Here is an 18475-nt window from a genome sequence, read left to right on the forward strand (position 1 = left end):
TCAGCGTAGTCTATTATGTTTTCTCACAAGAAAATACTCTGTCTCGAAAGGAAAACGTCACGTGAAGTCTACTCAGCGCATTGCCGCCCTCTGTGCATCCCTGCTCGTGGCGGTCGGTGTCTCTCAGGCCCCGCAGGCTGCTGCGGGCGAACGCAACCTCGTCGCCTTCGGCGACTCCGTCCTGGCGGATCCGCAGCTGGACTCCTACCTGTCCTTCCGGGCCTCCAGCCGCTTCGGCTCCTCGCACGTCAATCCCAGCGTGGACTGCCCGTCCGGCAACAACTTTGCCAAGCGCACCGGCGCCAAGCTGGGTATGCCGGTGGCGGACTTCTCCTGTGCTGGCGCGGTGTCCATGGCGCAGGGCCCGCAGATTTCGGAGCAGGTCCGCGTGGCCATCGAGCGCGGCGCGCTGACCCCGGACACGCAGCGCGTGCTGTTTGCTACGGGCTTTAACGATACGTACAACAACAGCAAGCTTTCCGACGGTGACCTGCGCGCCCGCTGGGTCGCCGCCACCGCGCCGCACATTGCGAAGATTCGCGCCGCCGCGCCGAACGCGCGCATCCAGATCGTGGGCTACCCGACGATCGGCTCCGGCGACCGCTACTGCCTGCTGCACTTTGGTCCGCAGCCGGCGGACGCCACGGCCCTGCCGACGGTGCAGCGCTACGAGAACGTGGCGCAGTGGATGCAGGTGGACCTGGCGAACGCGACGGGCACGGAGTTTGTGGACATGAAGCCGGCGACGTGGGATCGCGGCATGTGCGCTGGGGCCGATAAGCGCCTGTGGGCCGGTTTGGTGGACTTCTCTGCGGGCCCGGGAAACCTGCCGTTGCACATCAATGACCGTGGTCAGGAGTTTGTGGCGGAGCAGCTCGCGCGCTCCTAGAAGATGCGGGTTGTTGAACGCGTACACAATTTTCTTTCACTTCGTGTACTCTCGGGCGCATGAGTGCTAATGAAAATGTTAATGAAAACAACAACCAGGTAGAGTCCGAGACCGTCCGCGGCGTCATCGCCCGCTCCAAGGGCGCCCCGGTGGAGACTGTAGACATCGTCATCCCTGCTCCGGGCGAGCACGACGTGGTGGTGAAGATCCAGGCCTGCGGCGTGTGCCACACCGACCTGGCTTACCGCGACGGCGACATTGAAGACGCCTTCCCGTTCCTGCTGGGCCACGAGGCCGCCGGCGTGGTCGAGCGCGTCGGCTCCGCTGTCACCCACGTAGAAGAGGGCGACTTTGTGGTCCTCAACTGGCGTGCGGTGTGCGGCGAGTGCCGTGCCTGCAAGAAGGGCGAGCCGAAGTACTGCTTCAATACCCACAACGCATCTGCCACCATGACGCTGGCAGAGGGCGACGCAGACGCCGGCGCCGAGCTCACCCCGGCGCTGGGCATCGGCGCCTTCGCCGAGAAGACCCTGGTCCACGAGGGCCAGTGCACCAAGGTGAACCCGGACGCCGACCCGGCCGCCGCCGGCCTGCTGGGCTGCGGCATCATGGCCGGCCTGGGCGCCGCCGTCAATACCGGCGACGTCAAGCGCGGCGAGTCCGTGGTCGTCTTCGGCTGCGGCGGCGTGGGCATGGCGTCCATCGCCGGCGCGGTACTGGCTGGCGCCTCCAAGGTCATCGCGGTCGACCTCGACCCGGAGAAGCTGGAGCAGGCCAAGAAGTTCGGCGCTACCCACACCATCCCGGCGGGCGATAAGTCCGAGGAGGAGGTCATCGAGGCCGTGCGCGAGCTCACCGATGGCTTCGGCACCGACGTGGCTATCGACGCCGTGGCGATCCCCACCACCACCCGCCAGGCCTTCTACTCCCGCGACCTGGCCGGTCGCATGGTCATGGTCGGCGTGCCGAACCTGACCAACCGTTTCGACATCCCGGCCATCGACTTCTTCGGCCGCGGCGGCTCCCTCAAGTCCTCCTGGTACGGCGACTGCCTGCCGGAGCGCGATTTCCCGATGTACGTGGACCTCTCCCTGCAGGGCCGCTTCCCGCTCAAGGACTTCGTCAGCGAGCGCGTCGGCCTGGATGACGTGGAGCAGGCCTTCGAGACCATGAAGTCCGGCAAGGTTCTGCGCTCCGTGGTGGAGCTTTAACAGAGAAAGGAGCCCGACATGAAGATCGAGCAGTTCGAAACTTCCGGCAAGTTCCGCCTGGACGGCGGCGAGTGGGACGTGGACAACAACGTCTACCTCGTCTCCGGCGGCGAGGACCTCTACATCGTGGACCCGGCGCACGACGCCGAGCGCATCTACGCCGAGGTGGGGGAGCGCGCCGTGGCGGGCGTCATCCTCACCCACGCTCATAACGACCACTGCGAGCTGGCCCCGGAGGTGGCAGAGCACTATGGTGTGTCCGTCTACCTGCACCCGGACGACGAGCCGCTGTGGCGCGAGACACACGCGGAGGCGTCCTACACCGCGCTGGAGGATAACCAGACCTTCCGCATCGGCGGCGAGGACCTTGTGGTCTTCCACACCCCGGGCCACTCCCCGGGCTGCGTGGTGCTGTACGACGCCGCGGATGCCACCCTCCTCTCCGGCGACACCCTGTTCAAGGATGGTCCGGGCGCGACGGGCCGCAAGTACTCCGACTTCGACGTCATCATCGAGTCCCTGCGCCACCGCGTGCTCAACCTTCCGCCGGAGACCCGCGTCCTGCCGGGCCACGGCGATGAGACCACGGTGGGCGCGGAGGCCGCGCGTGTCGACGAATACGTCGCCCGCGGCTACTAGACAGCGCTCTTCGGAGCCAGGCTAAAGGCCCCTCTTCGCCTCATTGCCCGCATGCCCCTCCACGGGCGTGCGGGCTGCTTTTATGCCCACAGCCACCGTGGCGGCTAGTGAGAGCCCGAACCATACCCAGGCGTCCGCAACGCCGCCGGCGAAGTGTCGTGCCTTCTCCTGAAGGGCAAACTGGGCGTCCGTATCGAGCACGGTGGGCAGGGAGGCGCTGCCGTAGCTGACAATGAACAGCGCGCCGATGAGCACGAAGAAGACACCGGAAACGATGGACAGCGTATTCGTGCGCAGCGGGCCGAGCTTGACCTCGCGCCCGCGCAGCCAGCGCCACGAGCCGACGTCCAGGCGCTCCCACACCGCCGCCAGCACGAAGAGGGGCACGGCCATGCCAAAGGCGTAGGCCACCATGATGAGCGCGCCGTAGAGCGCCGAGCCGGAGGCCGCAGCCGTGGTGAGCACGGCGCCCAGCAGCGGGCCCGCGCAGAACCCGGCGAAGCCATACACCGTGCCCAGCAGGAACACGCGCCCGCGCGCTTTGCCGGACAGCGCCGCCATGCCGGGGATGCGGAAACCGCCGCCCAGCGCGGTGAAGATTCCGAGCGCAATGATGATCCAGCCTGCCACCGTGATGACCTGGCCGCGGTACTGCGCCAAGAACGCTGCCAGCCCCATGCCGATGGGCACCAGCGTGGTGCACAGCCCCAGGAAGAACACCACGGTCTTGCCCAGCAGCTCACGTGTGGAGCTAAACGCGTAGGCAAAGAACGCCGGAACCAACAGCGCCGAACACGGGCTGACCAAAGTCAGCACGCCGGCGACGACCGCGCCGAGTAGCCCGATGCTCATACGCTCACCCCCACGGCATAGCCGCCCAGCAAGGCTGTGAGCACGAGCAGGGCCATGAACACCCAGACAATCACCGGCGGTTTAGGCATTGGCGGCCTTGCCCAGCTGTTCCTTGATGACCTCCTCGAAGACCTCCGGCGGCTGCGCACCAGCGATGAATTGATCCCCCACCACGAAGCCCGGGGTGCCGGAGACGCCGATCTGGGAGCCGTAGCGCGTGGCCTCCTGGATGACCTCGGTGTAGGTATCATCCGTGGCCTGTTGGCGGAACTTCTTGAGGTCCGGCACTCCGGCCTTTTTGGCAAACGTCATGTAGTCCTCAATGCCGAACTCCGGGTGGCCGTTGATGTCCTTGCTGGCGGCGTAGAGCTCGTGCTTGAACTCCGCGAACTTGCCCTGCGCCGCGGCGGCGCGGCCGGCCTTGGCGCCCTCGACGGCAGCTGGGCCGTTGACCGGGAGGTCGTTCCACTCGATGCGCACCAGGCCCTTGTCCACGTACTTCTTGAGCACCATCGGCTCGGTGTCGTTGGTGTACTTGGAGCAGAACGGGCACTCGAAGTCGGAGAACTCCGAAATCACGACCGGGGCGTCCACCGCGCCGACCGCGAAGGGATCATCCTCCTTCTTGCGGTGGACCGTCGTGATATCCCCGGTCTTGGTGTCGCCGCCGGGGCCAAACGTCATCGGGTCGCCCGTACCGTCGGAGAACTTCGTGCCGGGCGTGGCCTTGTCGGCGTCGGCGGCATAGTCCTTCTCGGAGTCCGCCGCCTCGGTGGCGGACTGCGTCTGCTCGGGGCCCTGCGCCGCGTCCTCCGTGTCCGAGTTGCGCTCACCCAGCAGGAAGCCGACGACGACCACTAGGATAAGGATGACCACCAGCATGCCCCAGACGATGGGACTGACGGTGGACAGGGCTGACTTCTGGGAGGGATTGGACTCGCGTGAATTCGGCATGCCGCTACCTTAACCCGTGAGAAGCTCCGTGCCAGCCTAGGGGGTGAATATAAAGCTAGTTCGGCCGGACCTCGTCGGCGGTGGCGAGCAGGTAGCGCCCGTAGCCGGACTTGAGCAGCGGCTGCGCCAGCGCGGTGAGCGCGGCGGTATCAATGAAGCCCTCCGTGAAGGCGGCGACCTCGGGGGAGCCGATCACGGTGCCGGTGCGCTTCTGCATGACCTCGACGTAGGCGGAGGCCTCACTCATGGAGTCCACCGTTCCGGTGTCCAGCCAGACGTCGCCGCGCTGCATGCGCTTGACGTGCAGCTTCCCGCGGCGCAGGTACTCGGCGTTGACCGCGGTGATTTCGAGCTCGCCGCGCGCACTCGGCGTAATGGACTTCGCAATTTCCACCACGGAATTGTCGTAGAAGTACAGGCCCACCACCGCGTGGTTGGACTTCGGCTCACTGGGCTTTTCCTCGATGGACAGGGCCTGGCCGGTCTCGTCGAAATCGACGACGCCGTAGCGCTGCGGGTCGGAGACCTCGTAGGCAAAGATGATGCCGCCCTCGGGGGCGCGGCACTCCGCCAGCGCGGTGGAGAAACCGTGGCCCTCGAAGATGTTGTCCCCCAAGACCAGGGCCACGTCGTCGTTGCCAATGAAGTCCTCGGCAATGATAAACGCCTGGGCTAGGCCTTCCGGGCGGGGCTGGACTGCGTAGTGGAGCATGATGCCCAGCTGGGAGCCATCCCTCAACAGGCGCCTGAACGCGTCCTGGTCCTCCGGGGTGGTGATGAGGAGGATCTCCCGGATGCCCGCCTGAATTAGCGTGGACAGCGGGTAGTACACCATCGGCTTGTCGTAGATGGGCATGAGCTGCTTCGAGATGCCCTTGGTGATGGGGTAGAGGCGCGTGCCGGATCCGCCGGCGAGGATGATGCCCTTCATGGCATTCCAGCTTAACGGAGTTCAGGCCCCGCGTTGGGGTGTGACGGCGCGGGTGGGGCGAACATAACACCGAGCTTCCCACTTAACATAACACGTGGGAAGTTAAGTGTTATGTTCTATTTTCGCAGCCTATAGCGTTGCTTGGGGCTGCGTCCCGGCTCGGTCTTTTCGGCGATGTTCTCCCGGATGAGCTCATTCAGGGCCTTCTGGACCGCGGTTCGGCTGAGCTTGGTGGCCTCCACCAGCTCCGTCGTGGAGAGGGAGGGGCTGGCGTGGAGAAGGTGCTCTACGTGATCGCGCGCAGTGCCATAGTGTTCCTGGGTGGCAACGCGCCGACGGTGGAAGACGATGGTGAAGCTGTCCAGACGGTTGATAATTTCTGGCTTCGGCATCAAGGCGTCCGCCAAAGCTTGATGAATCGTGGCGATGCCGGTACCACGGTTTTCCGCCGCCACGCCGCCGTCGGGCAGGGGAATGTCCTCCAAGAACGTGGCTAGGCGCTGGTTGCGGGAGGAGCTCACCCCGGCTTCCCCTAGGTTGCGGAGGGTAACTCCTCCGTAGAGGCCGCCTGGGTTGGTGATTTCCAAGCGGTCAACAAACATATTGATCTGCACTTGGCTACCTCGGGCTGTCGGAGAGTAATCGCGATGCATAAGCGCGTTTACCAGTGCCTCACGGACCGCGACCAGGGGGTAGTCCGGAAGGGAGGTGCGGGACTTGTTGCCGATAAAGCCTGCCGTGCGCATGTTCTTTTTTACGATGTCGATTCCCTCACTCACCAGCTCCGGAATCGTGCCGTGGAGGGTAGCGCTGTCGAGCAAGCGAATGCCCGTGGTGACGTCGCCCTTTGACGTTCCGGGAAACAGCGCAAAGGTAACCGTGAGGCGGGGAAAGAACTCCTGCGGGTAATCCCCCATGACGAGGAGTGATGCGAGCGTGGGGTGCCCCTCCTTGAGCACCCGTAGGCGTTTAAGGGCAATATCCTGCCCATTCGCGAACGTCTTCGGGCGGCGCTCTCGCTGCACCGCGAGGAATTCGTCAAGGTTGGCGCCCTCAATGTCTTCCAAGGTCGCGTCTGTGATGATGTCTTCGTCCCACGTCGGTTGCGTGTGCTCTTCCACGAGCCGGTTGACTTCGTATTGGGACAGCCGCGTATCGCCATCACCCGTGCGGATGTAGCTGCCTTTATAAAGACCCCTGGCGCTGACGTAACAGGGTTTATCACGGGCAGGCAGTTCCGCTACTTCCGCGATGAGCACGGGCTGCCCCTCGAATTCGAGGATGTCTATCTCCGGACGCACGGGCGGTTCCAGGCCCTGGCAGCGGGTTTCTAGCTGGTCCTGTGCTTGGGACGCAGAAAACTTCTTGACGGGGCTAAACCCGTCCGCTTCTGAGAGGCCGACAATGAGCGTGCCACCCGTTCCATTGGCGAAGGCACTCAATGTGGGCATAACATCGCTGCCCACCGCGGACTTCACCTCCACGGATTGCTTATCGCTGCCGATAACGCGCAGTTGTGCAATCAGCTCATTAAGCTCCGCAGGGTTCATGAGCAGGCCTTTCTCTCTACATAGCACTCAACATAACACATAACATAACACGTGGGAAGTTAAGTGTTATGTTGAGTGTTATGCTGGGTAAAGTTCCAGGTAGAGAGCCAAAGCGGCCCGCCAATTCATGGGTGTGAAGCCGGTGGATTCAAGCTTGGACAGGTCGAAGGTGGACTCCTTCGGTCGCGGTGCCTCGGGCCCGGCAATCTCGCGGTACTGCTCGGTGCTTACCGGCGTGACATCGGCGGGGTCCTGGCCCACGCCGGTGAAGACGGCCATGGCGATTTCATCGCGGCCCACCACGTCGCCGGAATTGGAGAGGTTGTACACGCCGTACTCCGCGCCGGTTTTAAGCAGGTGGATGATGCCCTTGGCCAAGTCCTCGGCAAAGGTCGGGCGGCCGCGCTGATCGTGGATGACGGAGGGCTTTACTCCCTTGTTCGCCAGCGTGCGCATCGTGGCCATGAAGTTCGCGCCATCGCCGAAGACCCAGGAGGTGCGGATGACATAGTGGCGCGGGGCGGTCTGCGCCGCGGTATCACCCGCGGCCTTCGACGCGCCGTAGGCCGACAGCGGGGAGGGTAGCTCCTCTTCGGTGTGGACCTCGTTAGAACCGTCAAAGATGTAATCGCTGGAGACGTGCACCAGAGTCAGGTTGTTCTCCGCCGCGATGCGCGCGAGCTTCGCCGGGGCGGAGGCGTTGACCGCCCATGCAGCCTGGCGGTCTGATTCCGCGCCGTTGACGTCGTTGTAGGCCGCGCAGTTGATAATGGCGGAGTACTGCTTCCACGGGCGGGCAGGCGGGTCAGTGATATCGAAGTCGGCATGCCGGCAGAACTCCACCTCACCCAGCCCAGCGGCGGGGAGGAACTTCTTGAGCGCGCGGCCCAGCTGCCCGCCTGAGCCGGTAACGAGGATGCGGCGCGGGGACATCGGGGAGACGTCGCCAAGCGCGGCGTGCTCCTTGTCCTTATCGGAGATCTCCGTCGGCTCCAGCGGCCAGTCCACCATGTTCAGGTTGACGCAGGTGTACTCCGCGTCCGGGGACCAGTGGTCGTTGACCAGGTAGGAGTATGCGCACGGCTCCAGCGCCTGGAAGCCGTTGGCCACGCCGCGCGGGACGAACACGGCGGTGTCCGGACTAAACTCCTGGGTAACCAGCTGACCAAAGGTCTCTGAGCCCTCACGCAGATCGCACCACGCGCCGAAGACCCGCCCGGTGGCCACGGAGACCAGCTTGTCCCAGGGCTCTGCGTGCAGCCCGCGCGTGACCCCCTTCTCCGCGTTGAAGGAGACGTTGTTTTGTACCGGCTGAAAGTCCGGCAGGCCCGCGGCCACCATCTTCTCACGCTGCCAGTTCTCCTTGAACCAGCCGCGGTTATCGCCGTGGACGTCCAGCTCCACAATGAGCAGGCCCTCGATGGCCGTTGACTGCACCTTCATTACCTATCCTCCCTTTACTGGCCCTGCGCGGCGTAGTGCGCTTCGACGTCGTCCTTGCCTGCCCGCCACCACTCTTCGTGAGTGCGGTACCACTCGATGGTGTCCTTGAGCCCTGCGCGCAGGTCTGTGTAGCGCGGGGTCCAGTCCAGCTCGCGGCGCAGCTTGCTGGCATCCATGGCGTAGCGCTGGTCGTGGCCCGGGCGGTCCGCCACGTGGATATAGTTCGCGCGCCCCTGGTCGGTGGCCCCCATCAGCTCACAGATCATCTCGATGACCTGGCGGTTGTTCACGTCTTCCTGGTCGGCGCCGATGTTGTAGGTCTCCCCAATGCGCCCGCGGTCCAGGATGGCCAGCACCGCCTCGTTGTGATCATCAACGTGAATCCAGTCGCGCACCTGCTCGCCGGTGCCGTACAGCTTGGCCGGCTGCCCCAGGAGTAGGTTAGTAATCTGCCGCGGGATGAACTTCTCAATGTGCTGGTAGGGGCCGTAATTATTGGAGCAGTTCGACACCGTTGCCCGCAGCCCAAAGCTGCGCACCCACGCGCGCACCAGGTGGTCTGAGCCGGCCTTCGTGGCGGAATACGGCGAGGAGGGGTTATACGGGGTCTCTTCGGTGAAGTAAGTATCCGCGCCGATCTCTAGGTCCCCGAAGACCTCATCGGTGGAGACGTGGTGGAAGCGCACGTCGTGGCGGCGGCAGGCCTCCAGCAGCGTGAACGTTCCCACCACGTTGGTGTGGATGAACGGCGAAGGGTCCCGCAGGGAGTTGTCATTGTGGGACTCGGCGGCGAAGTGGACCACGGTATCGGCCTGGGCCACGAGCTTGTCGACGATTCCCCCATCCGCCACGTCCCCCACCACTAGCGTGGCGTCCACGCCGGCGAGGTTGGCGCGGTTGCCTGCGTAGGTGAGCTTGTCCAGGACCGTGATGTCTACCTCGGGCCGCTGCTGGGCCACGAGCCGCACGAAGTTTGCACCAATAAAGCCGGCGCCGCCGGTGACAAGCAGTGAACGCATGGTGCACCAGTCTAGCGCGCCGGGCAGGGCAGTGACTGTGGGCCGGGGAGAAGGAGAGTGCTAGGCCGGGAACGGCGGCAGCTGCGGCTGATCCAGCCACTGGGCCAGGAGCTTGTCGACGTCTCCGGGGGCCCCCGCCGCACGCAGCCGGCTGATGAGGTCGCCCGGGGTGACCACCGAGTGCTGCGCTGCGGTGAGGTAATCCCGGACGGCCGGGAAGAACGCGGTGTCCCCCAGCAGGCGGCGCAGCGCGTGCACGGTGAGCGCGCCGCGCTTGTACACGCGGTCATCGAACATGTCGCGCGTGCCCGGGTCACTAAGCAGCAGATCCTGGCGCTTGCGGGCGAGCACCTGGTAGTGCGAGCGCGCCGAGTCGTGCGCCGGGCGGCCGTGCGCGTGCTCCTTCCACAGCCACTCGCAGTAGCAGGCAAAGCCTTCGTTGAGCCAGATGTCCTTCCATTCGCTCAAGCCCACGGAGTTGCCGAACCACTGGTGGGAAAGCTCGTGGGCAATGAGCCGCTCGAAGACGTGATCTCCCTTGACGTGGTTGGAGCCGAAGATGGACAGGCCCTGGGCCTCCAGCGGGATTTCTAGCGCGTCCTCGGTGATGACCACCTGGTAGTCGGGGAAGGGGTAGGGCCCGAAGAGCATGGAGTAGAAGTCCAGCATCTCCTGCTGCTGGGCAAACTCATCGAGCACCCGGGGCTTGAGGCTTGCCGGCGCCCAGGCCCGGACGTTGCGGCCCAGGGGGATCTCCAGAAACTCGCCCACCTGCACCGTGGCCAGGTAGGTGGCCATGGGGTGGTCCACGCGGTAGTGCCAGCGCGTCATGGATCCGCCGGCCCGGCGGCGGGAGACTAGCGTGCCGTTGGAGATGACCACGAAGGGATCATCGGCGGTGATGCGGATATCGTAGGTGGCCTTGGCGCTCGGGGTGTCGTCGCACGGGAACCAGCTGGGCGCACCGTTGGGCTGGCTCGCCACCAGCGAGCCGGACTCGGTTTCCTCCCAGCCGATTTCGCCCCACGGCGTGCGCAGCGGGCGCGGCGAGCCACCGTAGCGGATGTGCAGCTCGAACTCGGTGTTCTCCGCGATGGGCTCGGCGAAGTTGAGGCGCAGTTTCCCGCCCGAGAGGCGGAACTTGGCCACTCGCGGTGCGTGCTTCGCGGTGATGCGGCGCGCCACCATCGCCCCGCCGAGGTCCAGCGTGAGCTTGTCCAGCTCCTCCAGCGCGCGGAGGTGGAGCACTGCCTCGCCCTGCAGCATGTTGGGCTCCACGCGGTAGGTCAGATCTAGGTCGTAGTGCGTGACCTCGAAGCCGAGGTTGAAGTCCACCCCGGTATAGCTGTCCCGGAGGGGCGTTGCCTGCCCGCGGGCGGCGGTGACATGCGAAAGGGCGGTGGAAAGCAGCTTCATAATGCCGCTATCCTACCGCCCTGAGTGCCCTGGCCCGAAGCCAGGGGTTGTGCGCCGAGCAGCTCCGCGTTCTGTGCCGTGAAGCTGCCGTGACGTTGGCGGGAAGCCTAGGAGTTGAAGGCCGATTCGAAGGTGGCCCAAGACTTCCGCATGTCTTCCTCCCAGCCCGGCCAGGAGTGGGTGCCGACGTTACGGAAGTTGTAGTCCGCCGGGATACCCTGCTTGTCCAGCTTGGCCTTGAGCATGTGCGTGCAGTGGTTGACGGCACTTTCGATGACGCCGCCTTCCACCTGCAGCTGCGCGGAGCCGACGTAGGCCAGCGCCGGATCGTAGCCCTGGTTGATGTAGTAGGACGGGGTGTCCTTCTCGCCGGCCAGGCCGGAGGCGGAGGAGATGTACAGCTTGGTGCCGCGCAGCTTCTCCGAGTTCATCAGGGCATCGTTGTAGCGGTTGGTAGCCGAGCCCATCTCGCCCCACATCTGCTCCGGCTGTGCGCCGCCGCGGTTCACGGTCACGCGCAGGAACTGGTACTCCAGCGGGTAGGCGGTGGCGGCGCAGCCGGCGAAGGAGCCAGCGGCGTCGTAGAAGCCCTGGTTGTGCTGGGCCAGCAGCAGCGAGGAAGTGGCGGACATGGACATGCCGGCAATCGCACGCTTGTCATTGGCCTGGAGGCGGGACTCCAGCGGTCCCGGCAGCTCCTTGGTCAGGAAGGTCTCCCACTTCTGCGGGCCGTTGAGGTACTTGCCGTGTGGCTCTGACTGCCAGTCGGTGTAGTAGGAGAACGCACCGGCCTGCGGGATCACCACGTTGACGTCCTTGTCCGCGTAGAAATCCACGACGTCGGAGTTGAATAGCCAGTCGGTGTTCTGCTCGGAGGAACCGGCGCCGTTGAGAAGGTAAATGGTGGGGCGGTTAGCGTTCTTCGCCGGGATGACTGCCAGCGGGATCGTGCGGCCGTTCATGGCCGGAGAGGTGGCCTGCAGCTTGAGCACGCGCGGGTCATCCTTGTACTTGCCGTACCAGCCCTGGTTGGCCACCTCCGGGGTGGGATCAAGATCCGAGATGGTGGACAGTTCCGCGTCCCCGGCAACCTGTTCCGGGGTGACGGTGGCTGCGCCCGCGGTGACGGGCGTAACCAGGGCCGCGGCGGACAGCGCGCCGGCGGCGAGGAGAGAGCTAAGACGCTTCATTAGGTTCCTTCTTCAACGAAAAATACGGCCAATTGAGCTTACTGCTCGGTCGCCGCAGGGTCTACCGGCAGGGAGTCTGCGGGGGCAGCGGGATCTGCCTCCGCAGCGGCCTTGTCCGTGTCCTTGATATCGGCGTCCGCAGCCTTTTCGTTAGCAACCTCGGCGGTGTCGGCGGCTTCTGCAGCATCAGTAGCGTCGGTAGCGTCTTCCTTCTTTGCGGACTCAGAGTAGGTGGTGACCTCCGGGGTAGCGTTCGGGTCCTCCGGCAGGTCGAGGCCACGGGCGAAGGTCGGCCACGAGGAGTTCACGTCATCCAACCATGCCGGCCAGGAGTGGGTACCCGTCGGGCGCAGGTTGTAGGTAGCGTCAACGCCTTCCTTCTCCAGCTTGGCCTTGAGGTCGTGGGTGCAGGCGCTCATGGCTGCCTCGATGACGCCGCCCTCAACCACCAGGGTGGAGGAGGACTTGAAGGCAGCGGCGCTGCCCAGTGCCTGGCGCTTGGAGGAGCCGAGATCATTCATGTCCGCCAAACCGGAGTTGGTGGAGATGTAGATCTCGGAATTGCCCATGTTGTTCTTGGTGGCGTTGATCAGGCCGTCGTTGTAGCGGTTGTAATCGCCGCCCATCGGGCCCCACATCTGAGTGGTGTTGCCGCCGCCGCGGTTCACGGTGAGCTGGGAGTAGAAGTTCGGCAGCGGGGTAGAGGTAGCCGCACAGCCGGAGAAGGAGCCGATGGTGTCGTAGAAGTTCGGGTTGTGCTGCGCCAGGACCAGGGAGGAGGTGGCGGACATGGACATGCCGGCGATGCCGCGCTTGCCGTTGCCCTTGATGTGATCCTCCAGCGGGCCAGGCAGCTCCTTGGTCAGGAAGGTCTCCCACTTCTGCGGGCCCTTGAGGTAGCCGCGGTCCGGGGAAGTGACCCAGTCGGTGTAGTAGGAGAAGGCGCCGGCCTGCGGGATGACGACGTTGACTCCGCGATCGGCGTAGTAGTCATCGATGTCCTGGGTGCCGTCCTTCTTCGGGTCGAGGTCCTTACCCGCAGTCGCGGAAAGCCAGTCCATGCCCTGCTGGGCGCCGCCAGCACCATTGAGCAGGTAGAGCGTCGGGCGGGATTCATCGAAGGTGCCGTCCGGGGTGATAACCGCCAGCGGGACCTCGCGGCCGTCCATGGCCGGGGAGGTGGCCTTCAGGGGCTTGATGCGCGCGCGGTAGTCCGGGTACTTCAGGACGTAGCCCATCCAGTTCTTGGCGTCAGGCAGATCGGCGATCTTCACCTTGTCAAAGGTCTTGTTGGTGCCGATGGCAGCTTCGTACTCGGCGCGCGACGGTGAAGGCTGGCCGGCCTCGTCCTTGGGCAGGTACTGCTCGAGCTCGGCGTAAATATCGAGCGCGGAGACGTCAGACGGGGTGGCATCGCCTTGGATCTGTTCCGGCTTAATGTCGGAGGCGCCGGCGGTAGGGGCAGCGATCACGGCACCGAACGCGAGCGTGGTGGCCGCCGCGACGGTGGTGAGAGAACGCGCAAACTTCATGGATTCTCGCTTTCGTAGTGATGAGCTAAAGAAGTAGGGCCAGTCTAAAAGCTGCGGCGGACACGGGCCTTCAAAAGCGGTGGTGTGCTGGTAGAAGGCCGGTTCCGCAGATTCTAGAGAGTAAGGGCGACTCTAAACATAGCAAGTTACAGGGGTGAATGGTGGTATTGAAGTGAAAACCGTGTCATAATCTTCAAGCGATCTTCGTGGGCTACCGCGCCCCGATGTAACGCTGCGCCGCCACGGCCCGTTAGACATTGTGAAGATAGCCGTGGCGCTACCGCTAAGCAGCGCCACCGTTGAGCACCAGCAACTTCAGAAAGAAGAACCATGAACTTTTTTGATTCCATCCTCGTGTCCATCAACCAGGTGCTGGGCAAGCTCCTGCACGCCGGCTCTTCCTCCTCCTCCAAGTCCGCTCTGGAAATGGGCCTGTACTAAAGCCCACCTTCTGGGAGACCACCTGTAGGGAGTTCTCCAAGAGGGTTCTCCGCCAGCCTGCTGGCGCTTGATGCGCGCGGCCCCCGCCTCACCCACCGGCCTTTGCCACGGTGAGGGACGGGAGCCGTTGCTGATCGCGGGGTAGGGGAGCGGGGTTAGAGCGCCTGCACTCTGCGGAGCATTGCGGTCGACGTGTGCGCCTTGTCCCCCACAACATCGGGGGTGGTGAGACATCAGGCACAAAGTTCCGTATTCTGTAGGACGTGACTAATGAACATTTTGACGTTGTAGTACTCGGTGCGGGCCCCGGCGGCTACGTGTCCGCCATCCGCGCTGCCCAGCTGGGCAAGAAGGTTGCCGTAATTGAGAAGCAGTACTGGGGCGGTGTCTGTCTCAACGTGGGCTGCATCCCCTCCAAGGCGCTCCTCAAGAACGCTGAGGTTGCACACACCTTTAACCACGAGGCCAAGGCTTTCGGCATCTCCGGCGATGTCTCCTTTGACTTCGGCGTGGCGCACAAGCGCTCCCGCAAGGTCTCGGAGGGCATCGTCAAGGGCGTGCACTACCTGATGAAGAAGAACAAGATCACGGAGATCAACGGTCTGGGTTCCTTCAAGGACGCCAAGACCATTGAGATCACCGAGGGCGACGATCAGGGTAAGACCGTTACCTTTGATAACTGCATCATCGCCACCGGCTCCGTCGTGCGCTCCCTCCCGGGCGTGGAAATCGGCGGCAACATCGTCTCCTTCGAGGAGCAGATCCTCAAGGAAGATGCCCCGGAATCCATGGTCATCGTGGGTGCCGGCGCCATCGGCATGGAGTTCGCCTACGTCCTGGCCAACTACGGCGTGGACGTGACCATCGTGGAGTTCATGGACCGTGTCCTGCCGAACGAGGACAAGGACGTGTCCAAGGAGATTGCCAAGCAGTACAAGAAGCTCGGCGTGAAGCTTCTTACCGGCTACAAGACCACCGCCATTAAGGACAACGGCGATAACGTCACCGTGGAGGTCGAGTCCAAGGATGGCTCCAAGACCGACTCCCTGACCGTGGATCGCTGCATGGTCTCCATCGGCTTTGCCCCGCGCACCGAGGGCTTCGGCCTGGAGAACACTGGCGTGGAGCTCACGGAGCGCGGCGCCATTGCTATCGACGATTACATGCGCACCAACGTTGATGGCATCTACGCCATTGGCGATGTGACCGCGAAGCTGCAGCTCGCCCACGTGGCCGAGGCCCAGGGCGTTGTCGCCGCCGAGGTTATCGTCGGCGCTGAGACCCAGCTGCTCGGTGACTACATGAACATGCCGCGCGCCACCTTCTGCAACCCGCAGGTTGCGTCCTTCGGCTACACCGAGGAGCAGGCCCGCGAGAAGTTCGCAGACCGCGACATCAAGGTTGCTACCTTCCCGTTCTCCGCGAACGGCAAGGCGGCCGGCCTCAACGAGACCGCCGGCTTTGTCAAGCTCATCGCGGACGGCGAGTTCGGTGAGCTCATCGGCGGCCACATGGTGGGCTCCAACGTCTCCGAGCTGCTGCCGGAGCTGACCCTGGCCCAGCGCTTCGACCTGACCGCCGAGGAAATTGGCCGCAACGTGCACACGCACCCGACCCTGTCGGAGGCCATGAAGGAAGCTGCCGAGGGCATCGGCGGCCACATGATCAACCTCTAAAGGTTCGTTCACGGCTGTAGGCCACAGCGCCACAGCAATCAGCCCCCTCCACCCCGCAGGCACCGTCACGGTGCTGGAAGGGAAGGAGGGGGCTTCTGCGTGCCGGGGGAGCCTCGCGCGGCCCGCCCACGCCCGGAAGTGTCGGAGTTGGTCGTCTTAGTACGGGGCGACGGCGGAACGGTGAGCGTCGATAGTCAGCTCCTCGTTGATAGCCGGGAAGGCGCGCTGCGCGCAGTTCTGGCGCGGGCACGTGCGGCAGCCGGCACCAATGGGCGTGGCGGCGGAAAGGTCCTCCAGGTTGAGCCCCTTGCCGTACACCGTGCGATCCGCATGGCGAGCTTCGCAGCCCAGGCCAATGGCGAAGAGCTTGTTGGTGTCCCCAAAGCGGCCCTGCGGATAGCTCACCGTGCGGGAGACCCACAGGTAGTTGCGCCCATCCGGCATTTGCGCCAGCTGGCGGGAAATAGTGTTGGGGCGGGAGAAGGACTCGTAGACGTTCCACAGCGGGCACGTGCCCCCAGAGTTGGAGAAGTGCACGCCGGTGGCGGACTGCCGCTTCGACATGTTGCCCGCCCGGTCCACGCGCACGAAGGTAAAGGGGATGCCGCGCTGGTTGGTGCGCTGCAGGGTGGACAGGCGCGAGGCCACCGTTTCATAGCCCACGCCGAAGACGTTGCATAGATACTCCACGTCGTAGCCGGACTGCTCGGCCTCGGAATGCATGAGGGAATAGGGCAGGACGGTGGCTGCAGCGAGATAGTTAGCAATGCCGCGCCGGGCTAGGTTGATGGAAGCCTCGGAGGTGAACGGTTCCTCGTCCACCAAACCGTCGATAAGCGCGCCCGCCTCCAAGAATCCCAGCTCCGCTGCCATCCGGAAGGCGCGCTGCCCCACGGAGAGCCGGCTGGCCAGCCGGAACGTGCCGGAGTCCTTGTCAAAGCGGTGGAGTGTGCCGTCCATTCGGTCCGTGGTGATGATCTCCACGCCGTGGGCGGAGCTGAGGCGGTCCGCCAGGGCTTGCTCGGTCTCCCGAATGCGGAACTTTTCCACGCCAAGCTCCCCGGCCAGCGCCTCGGCGTGGTGGTCCAGCTCATCCAGGTAGTTCCGGCGGGCGTAGAAGAAGTCCCGCACCTCGTCGTGCGGCATGGACAGCGCCTGGCTGCCGTCGGAGCGGCGGGTATCGGTGGCCAGGGAGAGCTTGTCCCGGATGTTGCGATAGCGGCGGTGGATGTCCACCAGAGTTCGTGCAACGGTGGGGTGGTTGTACACCAATTCGGACAACTCCTGCAGCTCCACGGGGGAGGTGGAAATTTCCTGATCCTGGACCACATCCTGGATTTCTGCGAGCAGGCGTGAGTCATCATCGCGGGAGAAAAACGTGGCGTCCACCCCAAAGACCTCCGTGATGCGGAGGAGGACGGGCACGGTCAGCGGGCGCACGTCGTGCTCGATCTGGTTGACGTAGCTGGCGGAGAGTCCCAGGGTGGCGGCAAGGGAGGCCTGGCTGAGATCTCTTTCGCGGCGCAGCTGGCGCAGACGGGACCCTACGTAAGTCTTGCTCATGTGAGCTAGGCTACCTCCGGACATTTAGGCATAACAGTGCTTTTGCAAAGAAAGTGTGAAGCAGTTTAACTGTGCTGCAAAGCTGGGGGTAGCGTCGGGGTAGCTTGTTGCGGATATTAGGTGGATACCAAGCGAAAGTTTGACGCCTAAAGGGGTGGGGCCGTCACTTGCGCTACACCCTGTGAGGAAAGTCTCAACCGTGAAATGTTTACGCAACGGTCATATTGCGTAAAGGAAAGCGATCAAGGTAAAGCGGTATAACGTCGGCGCGATATAAGGCCATGCTTACCTTATCTACTTTCTACGGGTGCTCAGCGTGTGGGTAGGGCGGCTCCGAAACCCCGAAATTGAGTAGTAACCAGCGCGAAAGCCTGCGTAAGGTAAACGGGACTATGGAGGTGTCATGTCTGTAAAAAATCCTGACCGTGAAGCCCTCGCTCACGGCCGCATTACTAATGAAACGATTCGTCCTAAGCCGGGAATCCCGTCCTGGGCTTTGAAACTGACGATGGCTATCACTGGCCTGTTCTTCGCCCTCTTCGTCGTGGGTCACATGGCCGGCAACCTGAAGCTGTACCTGCCGGCACACGACGGCGAGGAAGCGCTCGACGCTTACGGCGAGTTCCTGCGTGATCTGGGTGCCCCGCTCATCCCGCACGGCCACACCCTGTGGATTATCCGCATCGTCCTGCTGGCCTGCGTGATCGCACACATCTACGGCGCCTTCGCCCTCACGGCGCGCTCCAAGGCATCCCGTGGCAAGTTCAGCCGCACCCACCTCATGGGCGGCATGGACTCCTTCGCCACCCGGAGCATGCTGGTCACCGGTATCGTGCTGCTGCTCTTCATCATCTTCCACCTGCTGGACCTCACCGTAGGCGTGCAGCCGATTGCTGCTGATGCCTTCCAGCACGGCGCGGTGAAGGCCAACATGCTGGCTACCTTCTCCCGCTGGCCGGTGACCATCGTTTATGTCATCGCCATGCTCTGCCTCTTCCTGCACCTCACCCACGGCATCCGCCTCGCCGCGTCTGACCTGGGTATCACCGGTGCAAAGTGGCGCGAGGTCTTTGTCATCCTGGCGTACATCATCCCGGCCGTGGTGTGCCTGGCCAACATTGTCATGCCGTTGTCCGTCGCCCTGGGCTGGGTTAGCTAAAGGAGATTTG

General features: G+C 63.9%; 15 protein-coding genes. 5 read left to right on the forward strand and 10 right to left on the reverse strand.

Translation table 11 applies throughout. The annotated features are described in order from the left end of the window. The first annotated feature begins 61 nt into the window (after positions 1–61). From ACLI1P_RS01425 to ACLI1P_RS01435, 3 genes are read left to right on the forward strand one after another with little or no spacing between them, the layout of a single operon-like run. Positions 62–889 (forward strand): GDSL-type esterase/lipase family protein, encoded by an 828-nt coding sequence (locus tag ACLI1P_RS01425; protein ID WP_411709239.1) that lies wholly within the window; start codon positions 62–64, stop codon positions 887–889. A 59-nt stretch (positions 890–948) separates the two neighbouring features. Further along, complete coding sequence (locus tag ACLI1P_RS01430) at positions 949–2100, forward strand: S-(hydroxymethyl)mycothiol dehydrogenase (protein WP_306507827.1); 1152 nt, start codon at positions 949–951, stop codon at positions 2098–2100. Between the two features lie 18 nt (positions 2101–2118). Beyond that, complete coding sequence (locus ACLI1P_RS01435) at positions 2119–2739, forward strand: MBL fold metallo-hydrolase (protein ID WP_411709240.1); 621 nt, start codon at positions 2119–2121, stop codon at positions 2737–2739. Between the two features lie 21 nt (positions 2740–2760). Here ACLI1P_RS01435 and ACLI1P_RS01440 read toward each other — a convergent pair whose 3' ends face one another. The 9 genes from ACLI1P_RS01440 to ACLI1P_RS01480 form a co-directional block, all read right to left on the reverse strand. After that, positions 2761–3591 carry a cytochrome c biogenesis CcdA family protein gene (locus ACLI1P_RS01440; protein WP_411709241.1) on the reverse strand — a complete coding sequence of 277 codons (831 nt, stop codon included), beginning with the start codon at positions 3589–3591 and terminating at the stop codon, positions 2761–2763. Positions 3592–3672: 81 nt separating this feature from the next. Further along, positions 3673–4545 carry a DsbA family protein gene (locus ACLI1P_RS01445; RefSeq protein ID WP_411709242.1) on the reverse strand — a complete coding sequence of 291 codons (873 nt, stop codon included), beginning with the start codon at positions 4543–4545 and terminating at the stop codon, positions 3673–3675. 55 nt (positions 4546–4600) lie between these two features. Further along, a complete protein-coding gene (gene rfbA, locus ACLI1P_RS01450; protein WP_411709243.1) occupies positions 4601–5476 on the reverse strand; it encodes a glucose-1-phosphate thymidylyltransferase RfbA in 876 nt (291 codons plus the stop codon). Between the two features lie 116 nt (positions 5477–5592). Further along, positions 5593–7026, reverse strand: a complete 1434-nt coding sequence (locus tag ACLI1P_RS01455) for an ATP-binding protein (RefSeq protein ID WP_411709244.1) — start codon at positions 7024–7026, stop codon at positions 5593–5595. 78 nt (positions 7027–7104) lie between these two features. Next, complete coding sequence (rfbD, locus tag ACLI1P_RS01460; protein ID WP_411709245.1) at positions 7105–8469, reverse strand: dTDP-4-dehydrorhamnose reductase; 1365 nt, start codon at positions 8467–8469, stop codon at positions 7105–7107. A 14-nt stretch (positions 8470–8483) separates the two neighbouring features. Further along, a complete protein-coding gene (gene rfbB / locus ACLI1P_RS01465; RefSeq protein WP_411709246.1) occupies positions 8484–9488 on the reverse strand; it encodes a dTDP-glucose 4,6-dehydratase in 1005 nt (334 codons plus the stop codon). Positions 9489–9548: 60 nt separating this feature from the next. Next, complete coding sequence (locus ACLI1P_RS01470; protein WP_411709247.1) at positions 9549–10904, reverse strand: M1 family metallopeptidase; 1356 nt, start codon at positions 10902–10904, stop codon at positions 9549–9551. A 107-nt stretch (positions 10905–11011) separates the two neighbouring features. Further along, positions 11012–12094, reverse strand: a complete 1083-nt coding sequence (locus ACLI1P_RS01475; RefSeq protein ID WP_411709248.1) for an alpha/beta hydrolase — start codon at positions 12092–12094, stop codon at positions 11012–11014. A 38-nt stretch (positions 12095–12132) separates the two neighbouring features. Further along, the gene (locus ACLI1P_RS01480; protein ID WP_411709249.1) at positions 12133–13626 is read right to left on the reverse strand and encodes an alpha/beta hydrolase; all 1494 of its coding nucleotides are present in this window, start codon (positions 13624–13626) and stop codon (positions 12133–12135) included. A gap of 704 nt (positions 13627–14330) precedes the next feature. Here ACLI1P_RS01480 and lpdA point away from each other — a divergent pair. Further along, positions 14331–15743 (forward strand): dihydrolipoyl dehydrogenase, encoded by a 1413-nt coding sequence (gene lpdA, locus ACLI1P_RS01485; protein ID WP_411709250.1) that lies wholly within the window; start codon positions 14331–14333, stop codon positions 15741–15743. Positions 15744–15899: 156 nt separating this feature from the next. Here the strand turns inward: lpdA and ramB are convergent, their stop codons facing one another. After that, the gene (ramB, locus tag ACLI1P_RS01490; RefSeq protein WP_306507837.1) at positions 15900–17306 is read right to left on the reverse strand and encodes an acetate metabolism transcriptional regulator RamB; all 1407 of its coding nucleotides are present in this window, start codon (positions 17304–17306) and stop codon (positions 15900–15902) included. Positions 17307–17709: 403 nt separating this feature from the next. Here ramB and ACLI1P_RS01495 point away from each other — a divergent pair, with 403 nt between their 5' ends. Continuing rightward, complete coding sequence (locus ACLI1P_RS01495; protein WP_306507838.1) at positions 17710–18465, forward strand: succinate dehydrogenase cytochrome b subunit; 756 nt, start codon at positions 17710–17712, stop codon at positions 18463–18465. Positions 18466–18475: the final 10 nt, after the last annotated feature.

Source organism: Corynebacterium tardum (assembly GCF_046717785.1).
GTDB lineage: Bacteria > Actinomycetota > Actinomycetes > Mycobacteriales > Mycobacteriaceae > Corynebacterium.